Source organism: Brachybacterium sp. (assembly GCF_036379615.1).
Lineage (GTDB): Bacteria > Actinomycetota > Actinomycetes > Actinomycetales > Dermabacteraceae > Brachybacterium.
In genome coordinates this window covers 20191-35548 of the sequence record NZ_DASVGJ010000016.1, presented here as the reverse complement: position 1 = coordinate 35548, position 15358 = coordinate 20191, and the positions used below count along the sequence as shown (strand labels likewise).

Here is a 15358-nt window from a genome sequence, read left to right as displayed (position 1 = left end):
TGTGCCGGCGCCGAAGGACCCGCCGATGACGATGGTGAGCTTGGGGACCCGGGCGCAGGCCACGGCGGTGACCATCTTCGCGCCGTCCTTGGCGATGCCGCCGCGCTCGTACTCCGCGCCCACCATGAATCCGGCGATGTTCTGCAGGAACACCAGCGGGATCTCGCGCTGGTCGCACAGCTGCACGAAGTGGGCGCCCTTGAGCGCCGATTCGCTGAACAGCACCCCGTTGTTCGCGACGATGCCGACGGGATGGCCGTGGATGCGGGCGAAGCCGGTGACCAGGGTGGTGCCGTACCCGGCCTTGAACTCGGAGAACTCGCCCGCGTCGATGACCCGCGCGATCACCTCGTGCACGTCGTAGGGGGTGGAGAGGTCCGACGGCACGGCGGCGCCCATGGTCGCCGGATCCACGGCGGGCTCGCGCGGCTCGTGGCGGGGCAGCACGGGGGCCGGGTCAGGGAAGGTGGCGGCGATCTCGCGGAGGATCGAGAGGGCGTGCTCATCGTCCTCGGCGAGGTGGTCGGCGACGCCCGAGACCTCGGTGTGCATCACGCCGCCGCCGAGGTCCTCGGCGCTGACCTCCTCGCCGGTGGCGGCCTTCACCAGCGGCGGCCCGCCCAGGAAGATCGTCCCCTGGTCCCGGACGATCACCGTCTGGTCGCTCATCGCGGGCACATAGGCGCCGCCCGCGGTGGAGGAGCCCATCACGGCGGAGATCTGCGGGATCCCGGCGGCGCTCATCCGGGCCTGGTGGAAGAAGATCCGGCCGAAGTGGTCTCGATCGGGGAAGACCTCGTCCTGCATCGGCAGGTAGGCACCGCCGGAGTCGACCAGGTATATGCAGGGCAGGCGGTTCTCCTGCGCGATCTCCTGCGCACGCAGGTGCTTCTTCACCGTCATCGGGAAGTAGGTGCCGCCCTTGACGGTGGCGTCGTTGGCCAGGACCAGGCAGTGCCGGCCCTGGATCATCCCGATCCCGGCGACCACCCCGGCACCCGGCGCGGCGCCGTCGTACATCCCCTCGGCGGCCAGCGGCGCGATCTCCAGGTAGGGCGAGCCGGGATCGAGCAGTCGGTCGATCCGCTCGCGGGCCAGCAGCTTGCCGCGGGCACGATGCTTCTCCCGCGCGGAGGCGGAGCCGCCGTCGGCCGCGACCGAGAGGCGACGCCGCAGCTCGCTGACCAGCGCCGCCATCGCCGCAGCGCGATCGGTGGCTGCGCCGCCTGTCGCCGCGCGGTCGGAGGTGGCGCGGTCGGTGGCCGGGCCGTCCGCGGGGACGGCGGTGCGCAGGTCATCCATGGACTACCTCGTCAGCAGGATCGCGGGATCGGACAGGACATCGGCGATGTCCATGAGGAAGCGGCTGGCCTCGGCGCCGTCGAGCACCCGATGGTCGAAGGACAGGGTGAGCGTGACGACGGTGCGCAGTGCGATCTCGCCCCGGTGCTCCCACGGCTGGCGGCGCAGCGCCCCGATCGCGAGGATGACGCTCTGGCCGGGGTTGAGGATCGGCACCCCGCCCTCGACCCCGAACACGCCGACGTTGGTGACGGTGAGGGTGGAGCCGGTCAGCTCGGCCGGGGTGAGGACCCCCTCGCGGGCCCTGCCGGCCTGCTCGGCGATCCGTTCGGTGAGGGTCGCGCCGTCGAGGTCGTCCGCGCCAGGGACGGTGGCGACCACCAGACCGCGCTCCGTGGCGACGGCGATGCCGAGCGCGACCTGCTCGAACAGCTCGATCTCCCCGGCCTCGGCGTCGAAGCGGGCGTTGGCGGACGGGGTCCGACGAGCGGCGGGCATGATCGCCCGGCTCACCGCGGCGAGGAAGGACGTCGTCCTCCCGCCCCGGTCCGGTCGGCGCAACCGCTCGAGGGTGTCGGTGACGTCGAGGGTGGTGTGCACCGAGGCATGCGGCGCGGTGAAGGCGGAGGCCGTCATGGCGCGGGCTGTCTCGCGGCGCAGACCGGTGACGGGCTGCCGGGTCGAGGCCCGCCCACGGCTGCTCCGGTTCTGGTCCGGGACGTCCCGACCGCCGCGCGCGCAGGCGTCGACGTCCCCGCGCAGGATCCTCCCGCCGGGGCCGGTGCCGTGCACCGCGGCGAGGTCCACGCCCAGGTCACGGGCATGGCGCCGCACCGGAGGCATCGCCTTCGCGGCGGGGTGGGCGGCCCGCTGCTCGCTGCGGCCCGCGTACGGGACGGTCTCGAAGGAGCGAGGCCGACGGCGCGGTCGTCCGGTGCCGGGCAGCACCGGCCCGTAGCCGACCAGCACCTGCTGGCGCTGCGGGGCAGCACGCTCCGACGCAGGCTCCGTCGCAGGCGCCGACGAGGCCGACGAGGCCGACGAGGCCGACGAGGCATCCTCGCCCGGGCCGGGGTCGTCGGCCGCCGGAGACCCGCTGCCGGCGGGGTCGTCGGCCGCCCGGGTCGCGCCCTCCTCGATGCCGAGCAGCGGTGCGCCGACGGCGAGGGTCTCTCCCTCGGTCGCGTACAGCGCGGTGACCCGCCCGGCGCGCGGGCTGGGCAATTCGACCAGTGCCTTCGCGGTCTCGACGTCGGCGATCACCTGGTTCCGGGTGACGGTGTCTCCCACCGAGACCCGCCAGCTCACGACGGTCGCCTCGGTGAGGCCCTCGCCCAGGTCGGGCATCATGAAGTCGCTCATCGGGCGGCCTCCCTCGAGTTGCGCCGGCCCAGCGTGCGGTCGACCGCATCCAGGATCCGGTCGATGCCGGGCAGGTAGTGGTCCTCCACCGCGGCGGCCGGGTAGGGGGTGTCGTAGCCGGTGACCCGTTCGGGGGCGGCCTCGAGATGCTCGAAGCAGTCCTCGATCGCGCAGGTGATCACCTCGGAGGCGAGCGAGACGGTGCCCGGCGCCTCATGGGCGACGACCAGCCTGCCGGTGCGGCGCACGCTCGCGGCGATCGTGTCGCGGTCCAGCGGTGCCAGGGAGCGCAAGTCGATGACCTCGAGGCTGATGCCGTCGTCCTCTGCGGCGATCGCCGCCTCGAGCGCAGTGACCACGAGCGGTCCGTAGGCGACGAGCGTCGCGTCCCGGCCCTCGCGCAGCACCCGCGCGGAGGCGAGGTCGGTGGTGAGGGTGGTGTCGACCTCGCCCTTGCCCCAGTAGCGGCGCTTGGGCTCCAGCACCATCACCGGGTCATCGCACGCGATCGCGGCCCGCATCGTGGAGTAGGCGTCCTGCGGATCGGCGACGGTGACCACGCGCAGGCCGGGGGTGTGGGCGAAGTACGCTTCGGGGCTCTCCGAGTGGTGCTCGACCGCGCCGATCCCTCCGCCGAAGGGGATCCGGATGGTCAGCGGCATCCGCACCAGGCCTCCGGTGCGGTAGTGGAGGCGGGAGACCTGCGCGACCAGCTGATCGAAGCCCGGGTAGACGAAGCCGTCGAACTGGATCTCGGCCACGGGCCGCAGGCCGCGGTAGGCCATCCCCACGGAGGTGCCGATGATCCCGGACTCCGCGAGCGGCGAGTCGATCACCCGGGAGGCGCCGACGCGCTGCTTCAACCCGTCGGTGATCCGGAAGACGCCGCCGAGGGTGCCGATGTCCTCGCCGATGAGGACCACGTCGCCGTCAGCCTCGAGGGCGTCGCGCAGCGCCGTGTTCAGCGCGGCGGCCATGGTCATCGCGGTGGTCGACCCGGTGGTGTCGGAGCCTGCGGTGTCGGAGCCTGCGGTGTCGGAGCCTGCGGTACCGGAGCCTGCGGTGCCGGTGGACGAGGTGGTCGCCGTCATGCCGCCGCACCCTCCCCGTGCTCGGGGGCCAGGGAGCCCGTGAAGGCACGGAACTGCTCGCGCTGGCGGAGCAGGCCCGGATGCTCGGTGGACAGCACGTTCTCGAACAGGCTCTCCGGGGCGGGGGCGGGCAGCGCGGTGACCGCCTCCTGCATCGCGGTCGCCGCCTCCTGACCGCGCCGCTCCGCCTCGGCGCGGACCTCCTCGATCGGGGCGCCGAGCTGCTCGAGGTGCCGCTCCAGCCGAGCCAGCGGGCACCGGCGGCGCCACCGCTCCAGCTCCTTCTCGTCGCGGTAGCGGGTGGGGTCATCGCTCGTGGTGTGGGGGCCGAGGCGGTAGGTGACCGCCTCGAGGAACATCGGTCCCTTGCCGGCCCGGAGGTGGCGGGACGCGTACCGGCTCGCGGCCCGCATCGCGAGCACGTCGTTGCCATCCACCCGGAGGGAGGGGATCCCGAACCCGGCCGGGCGCAGCGCGAGCGGGACCGTGGCCTGCACGCCCACCGGCTCGGAGATCGCGTACTGGTTGTTCTGGCAGAAGAACAGCACCGGGGCGTGGAACGAGGCCGCGAAGACCATCGCCTCGTTGACGTCGCCCTGGCTCATGGCGCCGTCGCCGAAGCACGCGACGGCGATGTCGTCCTTGCCCTGGGCCTGGGTCGCCATCGCATAGCCCACGGCGTGGTGGGTCTGCGCGCCGATGATCACCTGCGGGGTGGCCATGTGGTGGGCGAAGGGGTCCCAGCCGGACAGGGAGGTGCCGCGCCAGACCGCGAGCATCTCCCCCGGACTCACGCCACGGCACCAGGCCAGGCCGTTCTCCCGGTACGAGGTGAACAGGAAATCCGTCTCCGCGAGGGCGCGGCCCAGGCCGATCTGGGCGGCCTCCTGACCGCGCAGCGGCGGCCACAAACCCAGCTCACCCTGCCGCTGCAGGGCGACGGCCTCGTCGTCGATCGCCCGGATCACGGCCATGTCGAGGTACAGGCCCGACAGCATCTCCACGTCGACGTCGCTCAGCAGCGGGTCGAGGAGGGGGTCGGGGCGTCGGGTGCCGTCCTCGTCGAGGACGTGCAAGGGCGTGTCGAGTCCAGCAACCAGTTCGTGGTCGTGCGCTGACGGGGTCGTCAACATTCGAGCCTCCAGGATCCGCCGCGCCGTGTGGGCGCATGGGACGTCCGTGTGCACCGGGTGGGTGCGGTGACGTCATCGTCGTGACCCACGGTACGGGCGGAGTGCAGGGCGTACAACGATTGTGGAGCAGATTCAGCAGAATGCTCAGTCTTGGAGGCTACGCTCCCGTAGAATCGGGCAGTATGCACATCGTGGATGACACCGACCGTCGGCTGCTGCTGGCCATGACGGAGAACCCCCGCTCGACGATCGTCTCCCTCGCCGAGAGGCTCGGGCTCTCACGCAACACCGTCCAGTCCCGCCTGGCCGCCCTCGAGGCGGGGCCCGCGCTGCAGGGCTACGACCGCCGCCTGCACGCGGCCTCCCTGGGCTACCCGCTCACCGCTTTCATGGAGACCCAGGTCGACCAGCCCCGCCTCGAGCACGTGATCGCGCAGCTGCGGGCGATCCCCGAGGTGGTGCAGGTGCACGGCCTCAGCGGCCTGCACGACATCCTGGTGCGCTGCGTGTGCCGCGACACCGACGACCTCTACCGGGTCAGCAAGCTCATCCTGGGCTGCGAGGGCGTGATCCGCACCGACACCTCGCTCGCGATGGGCGAGCTGATCCCCTTCCGCCTCGCCCCGGTGCTGGAGCGGGACCTGGGGAGGTGAGCGTCGGCGGGGTGCGAGTGGGTCGGAGCGGGCCACTCACCCCGTCGAGCCCCGCAGCCGCGCAGCCGCGCAGAGCTGCCGGCAGGTCTGCGCGGCTGAGCTCGGTCAGAGTCCCGCGAGCGGGACCGGCTGCCCGGTGCGCACGGACTCCTGGGCCGCGGCGACCACGCGGACCGTGCGCAGCCCCACCTCGCCCGTCGGTTCGACAGCTGTTCCCTCGCGCACCGCACCCAGGAAGGCGTCCAGCAGCAGGGCGTCCGTGTCCGTGCCGTAGGGCAGCCATTGGCCGTGCCCGCCCACGTGCTGGGCGAAGGCGTCGATCTGCAGCTGGCCGCCGGTGCCGAGGGCCTGCAGGCGCAGGCCGCCCCAGGTGGGGGCGTCGGCCGGCTGCGACCAGGAGCAGTCGATGGTGGCGACGACACCGGAGTCATAGGCGAGGGTGACCAGGCCACCGGTCTCGGCGCCCTCCCCCGCCCGGTCCGCGTAGAGGATCCGATTCGTGACGGCGTGGACGCTCGCAGGCGCTCCGAGCGCCGAGTCGAGGATCTCGGCGAGGTGCACGGTGTGGTCCACCATCGCGCCGCCGCCGGCGAGCTCCACATCGGTGAACCAGTCGCGGGCGGCGGGCAGCTTGCCGTTGTTGGTGCCGGTGAGGCCGATGACCTCGCCGAGCGAACCGTCGGCCACCGCTGTGCGCAGCGCCTCCACCTCGGGCGCGAAGTGCACCGGGAACGCGGTCATCAGCACCACACCCGCCTCGCGACAGGCGGCGACCATCTCCTCCGCGTCGGGGACGGTGGTGGCCAGCGGCTTCTCGCACAGCACGTGCACGCCGCGGCGGGCGGCCTCCAGGACCAGGTCCCTGTGGTGAGCATTGGCGCTGGTCACGACGATCGCGTCCGGCCCCTCGGGCCAGACGCGCCAGGCCTCCTCGAACGAGGGGAGCACGCGGGCGCCGCGCACGTCGCCGTAGCCGTCGGGATCCGCGACCACCAGGTCCACATCGCCGCGAGCCTCGAGCAGCGCGGCGTAGCCGGCGGCGTGGGTGTGCGCGCAGCTCATCAGCGCGACCTTGAGCGCGGGCGCCGGATCGGCGGACGCGGTGTCGGTGGGGCGTGCGGTCAGCATGGGATGCTCCGTCCGGTGCGCAGGGACTCGAGGGCGGCGTGGGCGATCTCCACGGCGAGGGCGCCGTCGGCGGCGTCGACCCTGGTGGGGGCGCCGGTGCGCAGAGCCTCGACGAAGTCGACGAGCTCGGCGGCGTAGGGATCGCGCAGCGTGGAGACGTCCGGGAGGAAGCCGTCGCCGGCGGCCTGCCGGGCGGAGGCGACCTCGTCGAAGACGATGCCGGGATCACCGGCGCTGTCGTACTGCAGGCGGCCGCCGTCCCCGGCGAGATCGACGGTGTAGCGGAACCGCGTGCCCGCGGGGCCCCAGAAGCCGCGGCAGTGGCTGAGCGCGCCGGAGCGATGGGTGAGCACCACGTGCGCGGTGCGGATCGTGGAATCGGTGCGGGCGATCGCCTGCTGGGCGTAGACCGCGCGGACCGGACCGGCCAGCCACAGCGCCTGGTCGATGTCGTGGATCATCTGGTCCATGACGATGCCGCCGGAGAGCTGCTCGTCGGCGTACCAGGAGCGGTCCGGCAGGGAGCCGGTGCGCTCGAAGCGCAGCACGGCGAGAGTCCCGACGGCGCCGGTGTCGACCGCCTGCTTCGCCGCGGCGTACTGCGGGAAGTACCGCACCACGTGCGCGGGGAACAGCCTGCGGCCCACGCGCTGAGCATGAGCGACCAGGTCACGAGCCTCCGCAGGGTCCAGAGCGAGCGGCTTCTCGCAGATCACGTCCTTGCCGGCGTCCAGTGCCGCGCGCACGATCGCGGGATGCGCCGGGGTGGGGGCGGTGACGTCGACGAGGTCGACCGCCGCGAGCAGCTCCTCGAGGGTGGCGTGCACTCTCGCACCGGTCTCGGCCGCGTACTGCTCGGCCCCGGCCTCGCTGTAGCAGTGCAGCTCGGCGCCGAGCTCCCTCCATCCGGGGAGGTGGGCGCGGGAGATCCCGCCGGTGCCGACGATGCCGACGCGCAGGGTGGGCGCGCTGGGTGGGGATGTCATGGTCAACCTTTCATGCCGGAGTGGGCGAGGCCCTCGACCACTCGGCGCTGGAGGGCGAGGAAGAGGAGCAGGATCGGTGCCATCGCGAGCAGGCTCGCCGCCATCATCACGGGGTAGTTCGTCATGTGCTGTCCTTGGAGGGTAGCCAGGCCGACGGCCAGCGGCATCCGCTCCTCGTAGGTGCTCACCACGAGCGGCCACAGCAGGTCGTTCCAGGAGGCGATCGTGGTGAGGATCGCGACCGAGGCGAGCGCCGGGCCGGACAGCGGGAGCATGACCCGCCAGAAGGTCTGCCACTGGTTCGCGCCGTCCAGCCGTGCTGCCTCCTCGAGCGAGGCGGGCATGGAGATGAAGTGCTGGCGCAGCAGGAAGGTGCCGAAGGCGCTGAACAGCCCTGGCATCGCGATGCCGAGCGCCGTGTTCAGCAGCCCCATGTTCTGGATGATCGAGTACTGCGGGATCAGGTAGATCTGATTGGGCACCATGAGGATCGACAGCAGCAGAGCGAAGAGGATGCCGCGACCGCGGAACCGCATCCGCGCGAAGGCGTACCCGGCCATCGCGCACAGCAGCATCTGGACCACCACGCGCAGCACGGTCACCGTCGCGGAGACGGTGAACTGGCTGGCGAAGGGCATCAGGTCGAACACGTCGACGTAGTTGCCCCAGTTCAGCCGCTCGGGGACGAGGGTGGGCGGCACGCTCGTCACCTCGGCCTGGGTGGAGAGCGACATGATCAGCTGCCACACGAACGGGAAGATCATGATCAGCCCGCCGAGGGTGAGCACGAGGTACGCGTCGGTGTTGCGCGGCTGACGGGAGCCGCCGCGCCGCCGCGCCGCCCGGGGGGCGGGATCTCGGGTGCCGGTGGGAGCGGGAGAGAGGTCAGTCATAGGTCACCCACCTCTTCTGGAAGCGGAACTGGATCACGGTGATGACTCCGATGATGAGCAGGATGAGCATGGCGATCGCCGAGGCGTAGCCCTTGTCGTTCTGCCCGAAGGCCTGCTCGTAGAACAGGTAGACGAGGGACTGGGTGCGTGACATCGCCGGGTTCGTCGGCCCCATCAGCGCGTAGAGGAGGTCGAAGAGCTGGAACCCGTTGATCGCCGTGATGATCGTCAGGAAGAAGATGCTCGGCGTCAGCAGCGGGACGGTGAGCGAGCGGAACTGGCGCATCGGGGTCGCCCCGTCGAGGGAGGCCGCCTCGTACAGCTCGGGAGGGATCGCCCGCAGACCACCCGAAAGGATGATGATCGAGAACCCCAGTGACGCCCACAGGCCCACGATGCTGACGGCCGCGAGCGCCCAGCCGGGGCTCGAGATCCAGTACGGCCCGTCGATGCCCACGAGGGAGAGGGCGTAGTTCAGCAGCCCGAAATCGCTGTTGTAGATCATGCGCCAGACCATCGCGATCGCCGCCGGCATCGCCACGATCGGCATGAAGAACATGACCCGGAAGAACCATGCGAAGCGCAGGCCGGGCCGGTTCAGCAGCGAGGCGAGGTAGACCGACAGCGGGATCCCGAGCATCACCACGGCCGTGTAGATCAGGGTGTTCAGGACCGCGCGCGGCACCTCCGAGTCGGCGACCAGGGTCGCGTAGTTGGACAGGCCCGACCACTGGGTCCCGCCGAAGGCGCCGAACTCCGTGAAGGAGTTGTAGAAGGTGCTGAGGATCGGCCAGAAGTAGAAGAGCACGACCCCGGCCATCAGCGGCCCGATGAAGGCCCAGGCCCAGAGGTCGTCCCCCGCGGTCCGGCGGGTGCGGTCACTGCTCATCGGCAAGCGCCTGGTTCATCTTCTCGGCGAGCTCGCCCAGCCCGGCCTCGACCTCGAGCTCCCCGCCCAGGATGCGCGGGAAGTAGTCGGCCTCGAGGCTCAGCCAGGCGTTGGTGTTCTTCGAGACCGGGTACGGGCGGGCATCGGCCGCGTTGTCGATGAACATCTGCAGATCGAACTCCGGGACGGACTCGACGTACGCGGTCGCTGTGCCTTCGTGGGCAGGGTTGGCCGCACCCTCCTCCGCCTGGATGAGGTTCGCCTGCTCGCTGCCCAGGAAGGCCAGGAACGCCGCGGCGGCGGCCTTGTTCGCCCCCTCGGCGGCCATCGCGTTGCCGATGCCGTGGATGACGTTGGCGGGCTCGGCGCCCTGCGGGAGCGGGGCGGTGCGGATCGCATCCTTGACCGGCGAGTCCTTGAACACGGCGGCGGACCAGTTGCCCGACCAGTACATCGCCGCCTTGCCGCCGTTGAAGACGTCGGCGGGCTTGTTGTCGGTGAGGTAGGCGATCGAGGGATGGGCGCCGTCCTCGACCAGGGAGCGGGCGAAGGTGAACGCCTCGATCGCCCCGGGCGAGTCGTACCCGGAGGTGGTGCCGTCGTCCGAGACGATCTCGCCGCCGGCCTGGAACGTCATCGGGTAGAGGTAGGCCTGGTTCTCGACGCCGTTGCAGCCGCCCCAGATGCCGTCCTCGCCGAGGGCGTCCGTGATCTGGCGCGCGGCCTGGGCGTAGTCCTCCCAGGTCCAGTTCCCGTCGGGCGCCTCGACCCCGGCCTGCTCGAAGAGGTCCTGGTTCCACCACAGCGCGATGGTGTCGAAGTCCTTCGGGACCGCGAACTGGGCGTCATCCAGCGTGTAGAGGTCGTTCATGGCCTGGGGGTACTTGGCGGTGTCCACCCCGGGCACCTCGCTGACGTCCTGCAGCTTGCCCTCGGAGGCATAGAGCTGGAAGTTGGGACCGTTCATCCAGAAGACGTCCGGCAGGTCACCACCGGTGGCCTGGGTCTGGAGCTTCTCGAAGTACTGGGCGAAGGGCGTGACGCTGATGGACACCGTGATGTCCGGGTACTCCTCGTTGAAGGCGGCGATGATCTTCTCCATCGCGGGCTTCTGCGCCGGGTCCCAGATGCTGTAGGCGATCTCCGCGGCCTCGTCGGCCGGGATCTCGTCGGGGATGTCGCCGCCACCTCCGCCGCTGCCGCCTCCGCAGGCGGCGAGGGTGGTCGCACCGAGGGCGGCGGCGCCGCCGAGGAACAGACGTCGGGTCGTGTGCTGCATGGTTCTCTCCTTGGACAGGTTTCTCATGAGGGGGCTCCGTGGATGCGTGGCACGGGTGGGTCCGGCATGCCCAGCGTGGTGCCGAGCGCCTGCTTCAGCGCGAGCACGAGGGCGCCGCTGATCGTGAGCTCGCTGCCGTGGCCGGCGGCGAGGAGGTGCGGGGCGCTGTCGGTGACGGTGTACCCGAGGAAGCGGTCCTGGAGATCGGCGATCGCCGCAGGTCCGGTGGTCACCGGGCCCCCGTGCACCAGGACCGCTTCGGGGTCCAGCACGTAGCAGAGCACGGCGATGACCTTCGCGAGCTGGTCGTTCAGCAGCTCGAGCCACGCGCGGTCGAGGGCGCCGGAGTCGATGCCCCCGGCGACGTCGAAGTACTCCACGCTGTGGCCGTCGAGGGTGAGGCGGGGGCTGATCACCCCGCTGCGCGTGAGCTGATCGCCCTCGCCGACGGTGCGGTGGTGGCCGTGCCACAGCGCTCCGCCGAGCACGACCGCGGGCCGGTGGAAGGTGTGGTTGGTGAGGTAGACGAAGGAGGACAGCCCGCGCGCGATCCCGGCATGGAGCTCGCCGACGGCGCGCAGGTTCATGTCGTTCTCCACCGTCACCGAGGGCAGTCCGACGAGCTCGACCGCCCGGCGGCCGACGGGATAGCCGGTCAGGCCGGGGACATTCGTGGAGAGCAGGATGGTGCCGTCATCGGCCACGATCCCGGAGACGCCGATGACGGCCTCGACCACGTCGGTGCCGGCGATCCCGGCGGCGGCGAGCCGGGCGGCGACCCGGCGCAGGACGAGCTCGGGGATCCCATCGGCCGGCGGGCCGCCAGCGGCCGAACGCTCCGCCTCCGCGAGCAGCGCCTGATGGCCGAACACCTCGTCCACGACGACGCGGCCCGTGAGGCCGGCGAGCACCAGCCGCGATTCCTCCCGGCGGATGTCCAGGGCCATCACGAGGCGCGCTCCGGTGCGCGGGACCCAGCTGCGGGCGGGACGGCCGGTGCCGGAGGCGCGCAGCTCGGCCTGATCGATGACGCCGAGCTGCTCGAGCTCGGCGAGTGCACGCTGCACGGTCGGTCGGCTCACCCCGGCGATGTCGACCAGCTCGGCGATGGTGGCGCTGCCGTGGTCGCTGATCCGCTGGAGGATCCGGGCGAGGGCGGCCGCGTACAGCCGCTGGGAATCCGGCCGTCCCGTGCTCTCCGGCACGGCCGCTCGAGTGCGGGGCAGAGCGGGATCGACGATCTCGTGCGCCATCGGCTTCGCCCGCCTTCCGCTGTGAGGACTGTTCGCGCGGCAGCGGATCCGCTGCCCTGCGGGGTGGACCGGGACGCCCCGTCGGCCGTGACGGGGTGCTCCGATCGCACTTATAAAACTTGCTTGCAGAAGTTATGTCGTAGGACACACATTGTCAAGGGCCGAGGCGGAGGAGGCTGCGCGGCCAGAGGCCCGGCAGTCCGCGGACCGGAGGACCTCTGCCGCACGTACGTGCGCACCGCCACGGTTCCCCACGACTGGGGCCCGGTCACCGCCCGGGATCCGCTGATCCGCGCGGCAGACGGCACCGAACCGCGCCCTGCAGGGACGGGTCCGCTGGGTCACCGAACCCGCCCCGGTCCCGGTCCAGGACCCGTGGAACAACTACTGCCCCAACTACTCCCCGACCCCGGTGCGCACGGACACCGGGCACCTGCTGGAGATCACCACCGCCCCGACCGAGGAGGGGATGTGCCGGCCCTGGTTCGGGTCGCTGGGGTGAGGGTGTGGTCTGGCACTGGTCAGAGCAGGGCGCGCACCTTGTCCACGATGCCGCTCACGCTCACGCCGTAGCGGTCGTTCAGGGTGGGCAGCGCCCCCGCGTCGAGGAAGGCGTCGGGCAGACCGATCGGGGTGACCCTCTCGCCCACGCCATGACCCGCTACGGTGCGCGAGACGATGTCGAACAGCCCGCCCACGATGGAGTGGTTCTCCGCGGTGAGCACGAGGCGGCCCTTGCCGAGCTGGGCGAGCACGGCCTCCTCGTCGAAGGGCTTGAGGGTGGGGGTGTGCAGCACGGCCACGTCGATGCCGTCCTTCTCGAGCTCCTTCGCGGCCTCGAGCACGCGCTCGGTCATCAGGCCCGAGGAGACGAACAGGACGTCGGCGCCGTCGCGCAGCAGCTTCGCCCTGCCGAGCTCGAAGGTGTAGTCGTACTCGTCGAGCACGGCGGGGACCCTGCCGCGCAGCAGCCGCATGTAGGTGGGCCCCTCGGAGGCCGCGAGCTGCGGGACGGCCTGCTGGATGTCGATCGCATCGGCCGGGTCCACGATGGTGAGGTTCGGGGCGGCGCGCAGGATCGCGACGTCGTCGGTCGCGGCGTGCGACGGACCGTAGCCGGTGGTCAGACCGGGCAGCGCGCACACCAGGTTCACGTTGAGGTTCGCCTCGGCGATGTCCAGCAGCAGGAAGTCGTAGGCGCGGCGGGTGGCGAACACCGAGTAGGTCGAGGCGAAGGGGACGTACCCCTCCATCGCGAGCCCGGTGGCGGCGCCCAGCAATGCCTGCTCGGCCATGCCCACCTGGTAGAACCGCTCCGGCATGGCGTCGCGGAAGATGTGAAGATCGGTGTACTTGGCGAGGTCCGCCGAGAGGCCGACGATCCGCTCGTCCTCCTGCGCGGCCGCAACCAGGGCGTGGCCGAGCGGTGCGGCGACCGCACGCTGGCCGGCCGTGGCGAGGTCGGCGCTCATCGCTCCCGAGCGGAGGTTCTGGGTGCTCGTGCTCCGGTTCATCGTGCGTTCTCCTCCGTCAGCGCCTGGTGGTTCTCCGTCTGCTTCTGGTGGTTCTCCGTCAGCGTCTGGTGGGCCTGCGCCCACTCCTCCTCGGTGACCTTCATGAAGTGGAGCTTCTCGCGGGCCTCGAGGAAGTCGACGCCCTTGCCGAGGGTGGTGTCGACGATGAGCACACGGGGGCGGGGGTCCTCGCTCTCGCGGAGCTCGATGAGATTCCTCAGCAGGGCCTCGACGTCGTGACCGTCGCAGCGCCGGGCCATCCAGCCGAAGGCGTCGAACTTGTCGGTGACCGGCTCCATCGACAGCATCTGGGTGGACTTCCCGTCAGCCTGCTGGTCGTTGAAGTCCACGATCGCGATGAGGTTGTCGAGCTGGTGGTGGGCGGCGACGGCCGCGGCCTCCCAGGTCGACCCCTCGCCGAGCTCGCCGTCCGACAGAAGGTTGTAGACGAAGCGGTCGGACCCCTTGCGCTTCAGGCCCATGGCCACGCCGTTCGCGATCCCGAGCCCGTGGCCGAGGGAGCCGCCGGAGATCTCCACGCCGGGCGTGTAGGTGCGCATCGCGGACATCGGGAGGCGGGAGTCGTCACCGGCGTAGGTCTGCAGCTCCTCGGACGGGAAGAATTTCGCCTCGGTCAGCGCCGCGTACAGCGCGAGGGCGTAGTGCCCGATGGAGAGCTGGAAGCGGTCGCGGTCCTCGCTCTCGGGATCCAGCGGGTCCAGGTGCAGCTGGTCAGCGTAGAGCACGGCCAGCACGTCGGCGATGTCGAGGGCCTGGCCGATGTAGCCCTGGCCCTGCACCTCGGCCTGGATCAGGGAGTAGTGGCGGATGCGGTACGCCGCTTCTCTGATGCGCTGGATCCGCTCCGGATCCACTCCGTTCAGTGCGGTCGTCGCGGACGTCTCGGTCATTGTTCTCCTCCGATGGGGGTGGTTGCTGTGGGCTGGGCCGCAGGCCCGGGCGTGCGGGAGATGCGGCGCCAGCGGTCGAAGTGCTCGGCCATCGCGGTGGCCATCGCGTCCCGACGGCGGGAGCGCAGGGCGCGTGTGATCTCGAAGTGCACCGAGTCGCTCGCGAACATCTCGGGGACCTCGCCGCCGTTGGCGGCGATCTCCTTGCCGATCACGACCCTGCGGCGTTCGAGCAGCAGGTCGTGGAGGGCATGGTTCATCCCGCCGGCGACGTAGCTCATGATCGGATTGCCGAGGATCTCGAACAGGGCGATGTGGAAGGCGTGATCGGCCTGCAGGCCGCCCACGAAATCACGGTTGGCGGAGGCGTCGACCATCGCGTAGACGAGGTCCTCGAGGTGGTGGATCTGCTGATCGGTGACCCGGTCGACGATGCGTGGGGCGATCGCGACCTCGAGCATCTCGCGGGCCTCGGCGAGCTGGGAGACGCTCACCATCCCGGCCCGCAGCATCAGCTCGAACACGTTGCCGGTGCCGCCGTCGAAGGAGGGCGTGACCAGGATGTTCCCGCTGCCCTGGACCTTCTTGAGCATGCCCAGCATCTGCAGTCCGGAGAGGCGCTCGCGCACCCTGGCGCGGGACATGCCGCTGACCTCGGCAAGGCGGCGCTCGGTGGGGATGAGGGTCCCGCCCTCCACCTCGGCGCCCTCGCGCACGAGGGTGTCGAGGAACTCGAGCGTCTCGGCGTCCACCGGACCTCCTTCGGTCGGTCTCCGGGCGGTGCCCCTCGGTGCGTCCGGGTGCGTCGAGGTCCGCCGTCGATGTGGGGATGATGCAAGCACGCGGTCCCGCCACCGGCAATCTGCCTGGCGGGGCCGGGTGCTCTCCGGACACTCCCCGGGCCCGATCCCTGCAGGTCAGAGGATCTCGCACATCCACCCTAAGTGGTCGACCATTTGCTGCG

Annotated in this window: 14 protein-coding genes; 1 reads left to right on the top strand and 13 read right to left on the bottom strand. The window is 71.1% G+C overall.

Features of this window, described 5'->3' with window-relative positions:
• The 4 genes from VF289_RS03685 to VF289_RS03670 form a co-directional block, all read right to left on the bottom strand.
• On the bottom strand, positions 1 to 1197 hold a 1197-nt coding region (locus VF289_RS03685; protein ID WP_330881197.1), incomplete at its 3' end, for an acyl-CoA carboxylase subunit beta.
• A gap of 108 nt (positions 1198 to 1305) precedes the next feature.
• Positions 1306 to 2664 (bottom strand): dihydrolipoamide acetyltransferase family protein, encoded by a 1359-nt coding sequence (locus tag VF289_RS03680; RefSeq protein WP_330881191.1) that lies wholly within the window; start codon positions 2662 to 2664, stop codon positions 1306 to 1308.
• Positions 2661 to 3647: an alpha-ketoacid dehydrogenase subunit beta gene (locus tag VF289_RS03675; protein ID WP_330881195.1), complete on the bottom strand. Its 987-nt coding sequence runs from the start codon at positions 3645 to 3647 to the stop codon at positions 2661 to 2663. Before VF289_RS03675 ends, VF289_RS03680 begins: the two co-directional genes overlap by 4 nt.
• Positions 3648 to 3751: 104 nt before the next feature.
• Positions 3752 to 4888 (bottom strand): thiamine pyrophosphate-dependent enzyme, encoded by a 1137-nt coding sequence (locus tag VF289_RS03670; protein ID WP_330881189.1) that lies wholly within the window; start codon positions 4886 to 4888, stop codon positions 3752 to 3754.
• Between the two features lie 182 nt (positions 4889 to 5070).
• On the opposite strand from VF289_RS03670, the gene VF289_RS03665 reads away from it, so the two are divergent.
• Entirely contained in the window at positions 5071 to 5541 is a 471-nt protein-coding gene (locus VF289_RS03665; protein ID WP_330881187.1) for an Lrp/AsnC family transcriptional regulator, read from the top strand.
• Between the two features lie 105 nt (positions 5542 to 5646).
• Here VF289_RS03665 and VF289_RS03660 read toward each other — a convergent pair whose 3' ends face one another.
• From VF289_RS03660 to VF289_RS03620, 9 genes are all read right to left on the bottom strand, one after another.
• Positions 5647 to 6669: a Gfo/Idh/MocA family oxidoreductase gene (locus VF289_RS03660; protein ID WP_330881185.1), complete on the bottom strand. Its 1023-nt coding sequence runs from the start codon at positions 6667 to 6669 to the stop codon at positions 5647 to 5649.
• A complete protein-coding gene (locus VF289_RS03655; RefSeq protein WP_330881183.1) occupies positions 6663 to 7655 on the bottom strand; it encodes a Gfo/Idh/MocA family oxidoreductase in 993 nt (330 codons plus the stop codon). The genes VF289_RS03660 and VF289_RS03655 overlap by 7 nt, the downstream gene beginning before the upstream one ends.
• A 2-nt stretch (positions 7656 to 7657) precedes the next feature.
• Complete coding sequence (locus VF289_RS03650; RefSeq protein WP_330881181.1) at positions 7658 to 8548, bottom strand: carbohydrate ABC transporter permease; 891 nt, start codon at positions 8546 to 8548, stop codon at positions 7658 to 7660.
• Complete coding sequence (locus VF289_RS03645; protein ID WP_330881179.1) at positions 8541 to 9437, bottom strand: sugar ABC transporter permease; 897 nt, start codon at positions 9435 to 9437, stop codon at positions 8541 to 8543. Before VF289_RS03645 ends, VF289_RS03650 begins: the two co-directional genes overlap by 8 nt.
• Entirely contained in the window at positions 9427 to 10716 is a 1290-nt protein-coding gene (locus tag VF289_RS03640) for a sugar ABC transporter substrate-binding protein (RefSeq protein WP_330881177.1), read from the bottom strand. Before VF289_RS03640 ends, VF289_RS03645 begins: the two co-directional genes overlap by 11 nt.
• A gap of 23 nt (positions 10717 to 10739) precedes the next feature.
• Positions 10740 to 11969, bottom strand: a complete 1230-nt coding sequence (locus tag VF289_RS03635; protein WP_330881175.1) for an ROK family transcriptional regulator — start codon at positions 11967 to 11969, stop codon at positions 10740 to 10742.
• Between the two features lie 521 nt (positions 11970 to 12490).
• The gene (locus VF289_RS03630) at positions 12491 to 13483 is read right to left on the bottom strand and encodes a transketolase family protein (RefSeq protein ID WP_330881173.1); all 993 of its coding nucleotides are present in this window, start codon (positions 13481 to 13483) and stop codon (positions 12491 to 12493) included.
• Entirely contained in the window at positions 13480 to 14394 is a 915-nt protein-coding gene (locus tag VF289_RS03625) for a transketolase (protein WP_330881171.1), read from the bottom strand. The genes VF289_RS03630 and VF289_RS03625 overlap by 4 nt, the downstream gene beginning before the upstream one ends.
• Positions 14391 to 15146, bottom strand: a complete 756-nt coding sequence (locus VF289_RS03620) for a FadR/GntR family transcriptional regulator (protein ID WP_330881169.1) — start codon at positions 15144 to 15146, stop codon at positions 14391 to 14393. The genes VF289_RS03625 and VF289_RS03620 overlap by 4 nt, the downstream gene beginning before the upstream one ends.
• Positions 15147 to 15358 lie beyond the last annotated feature (212 nt).

Bases quoted from the DNA above. Each gene is read 5' to 3' on its own strand.
- VF289_RS03670 (WP_330881189.1), bottom strand. From the start codon at position 4,888: ATGTTGACGACCCCGTCAGCGCACGACCACGAACTGGTTGCTGGACTC.
- VF289_RS03655 (WP_330881183.1), bottom strand. From the start codon at position 7,655: ATGACATCCCCACCCAGCGCGCCCACCCTGCGCGTCGGCATCGTCGGC.
- VF289_RS03660 (WP_330881185.1), bottom strand. From the start codon at position 6,669: ATGCTGACCGCACGCCCCACCGACACCGCGTCCGCCGATCCGGCGCCC.
- VF289_RS03680 (WP_330881191.1), bottom strand. From the start codon at position 2,664: ATGAGCGACTTCATGATGCCCGACCTGGGCGAGGGCCTCACCGAGGCG.
- VF289_RS03640 (WP_330881177.1), bottom strand. From the start codon at position 10,716: ATGCAGCACACGACCCGACGTCTGTTCCTCGGCGGCGCCGCCGCCCTC.
- VF289_RS03635 (WP_330881175.1), bottom strand. From the start codon at position 11,969: ATGGCGCACGAGATCGTCGATCCCGCTCTGCCCCGCACTCGAGCGGCC.
- VF289_RS03630 (WP_330881173.1), bottom strand. From the start codon at position 13,483: ATGAACCGGAGCACGAGCACCCAGAACCTCCGCTCGGGAGCGATGAGC.
- VF289_RS03650 (WP_330881181.1), bottom strand. From the start codon at position 8,548: ATGACTGACCTCTCTCCCGCTCCCACCGGCACCCGAGATCCCGCCCCC.
- VF289_RS03675 (WP_330881195.1), bottom strand. From the start codon at position 3,647: ATGACCATGGCCGCCGCGCTGAACACGGCGCTGCGCGACGCCCTCGAG.
- VF289_RS03625 (WP_330881171.1), bottom strand. From the start codon at position 14,394: ATGACCGAGACGTCCGCGACGACCGCACTGAACGGAGTGGATCCGGAG.
- VF289_RS03665 (WP_330881187.1), top strand. From the start codon at position 5,071: ATGCACATCGTGGATGACACCGACCGTCGGCTGCTGCTGGCCATGACG.
- VF289_RS03645 (WP_330881179.1), bottom strand. From the start codon at position 9,437: ATGAGCAGTGACCGCACCCGCCGGACCGCGGGGGACGACCTCTGGGCC.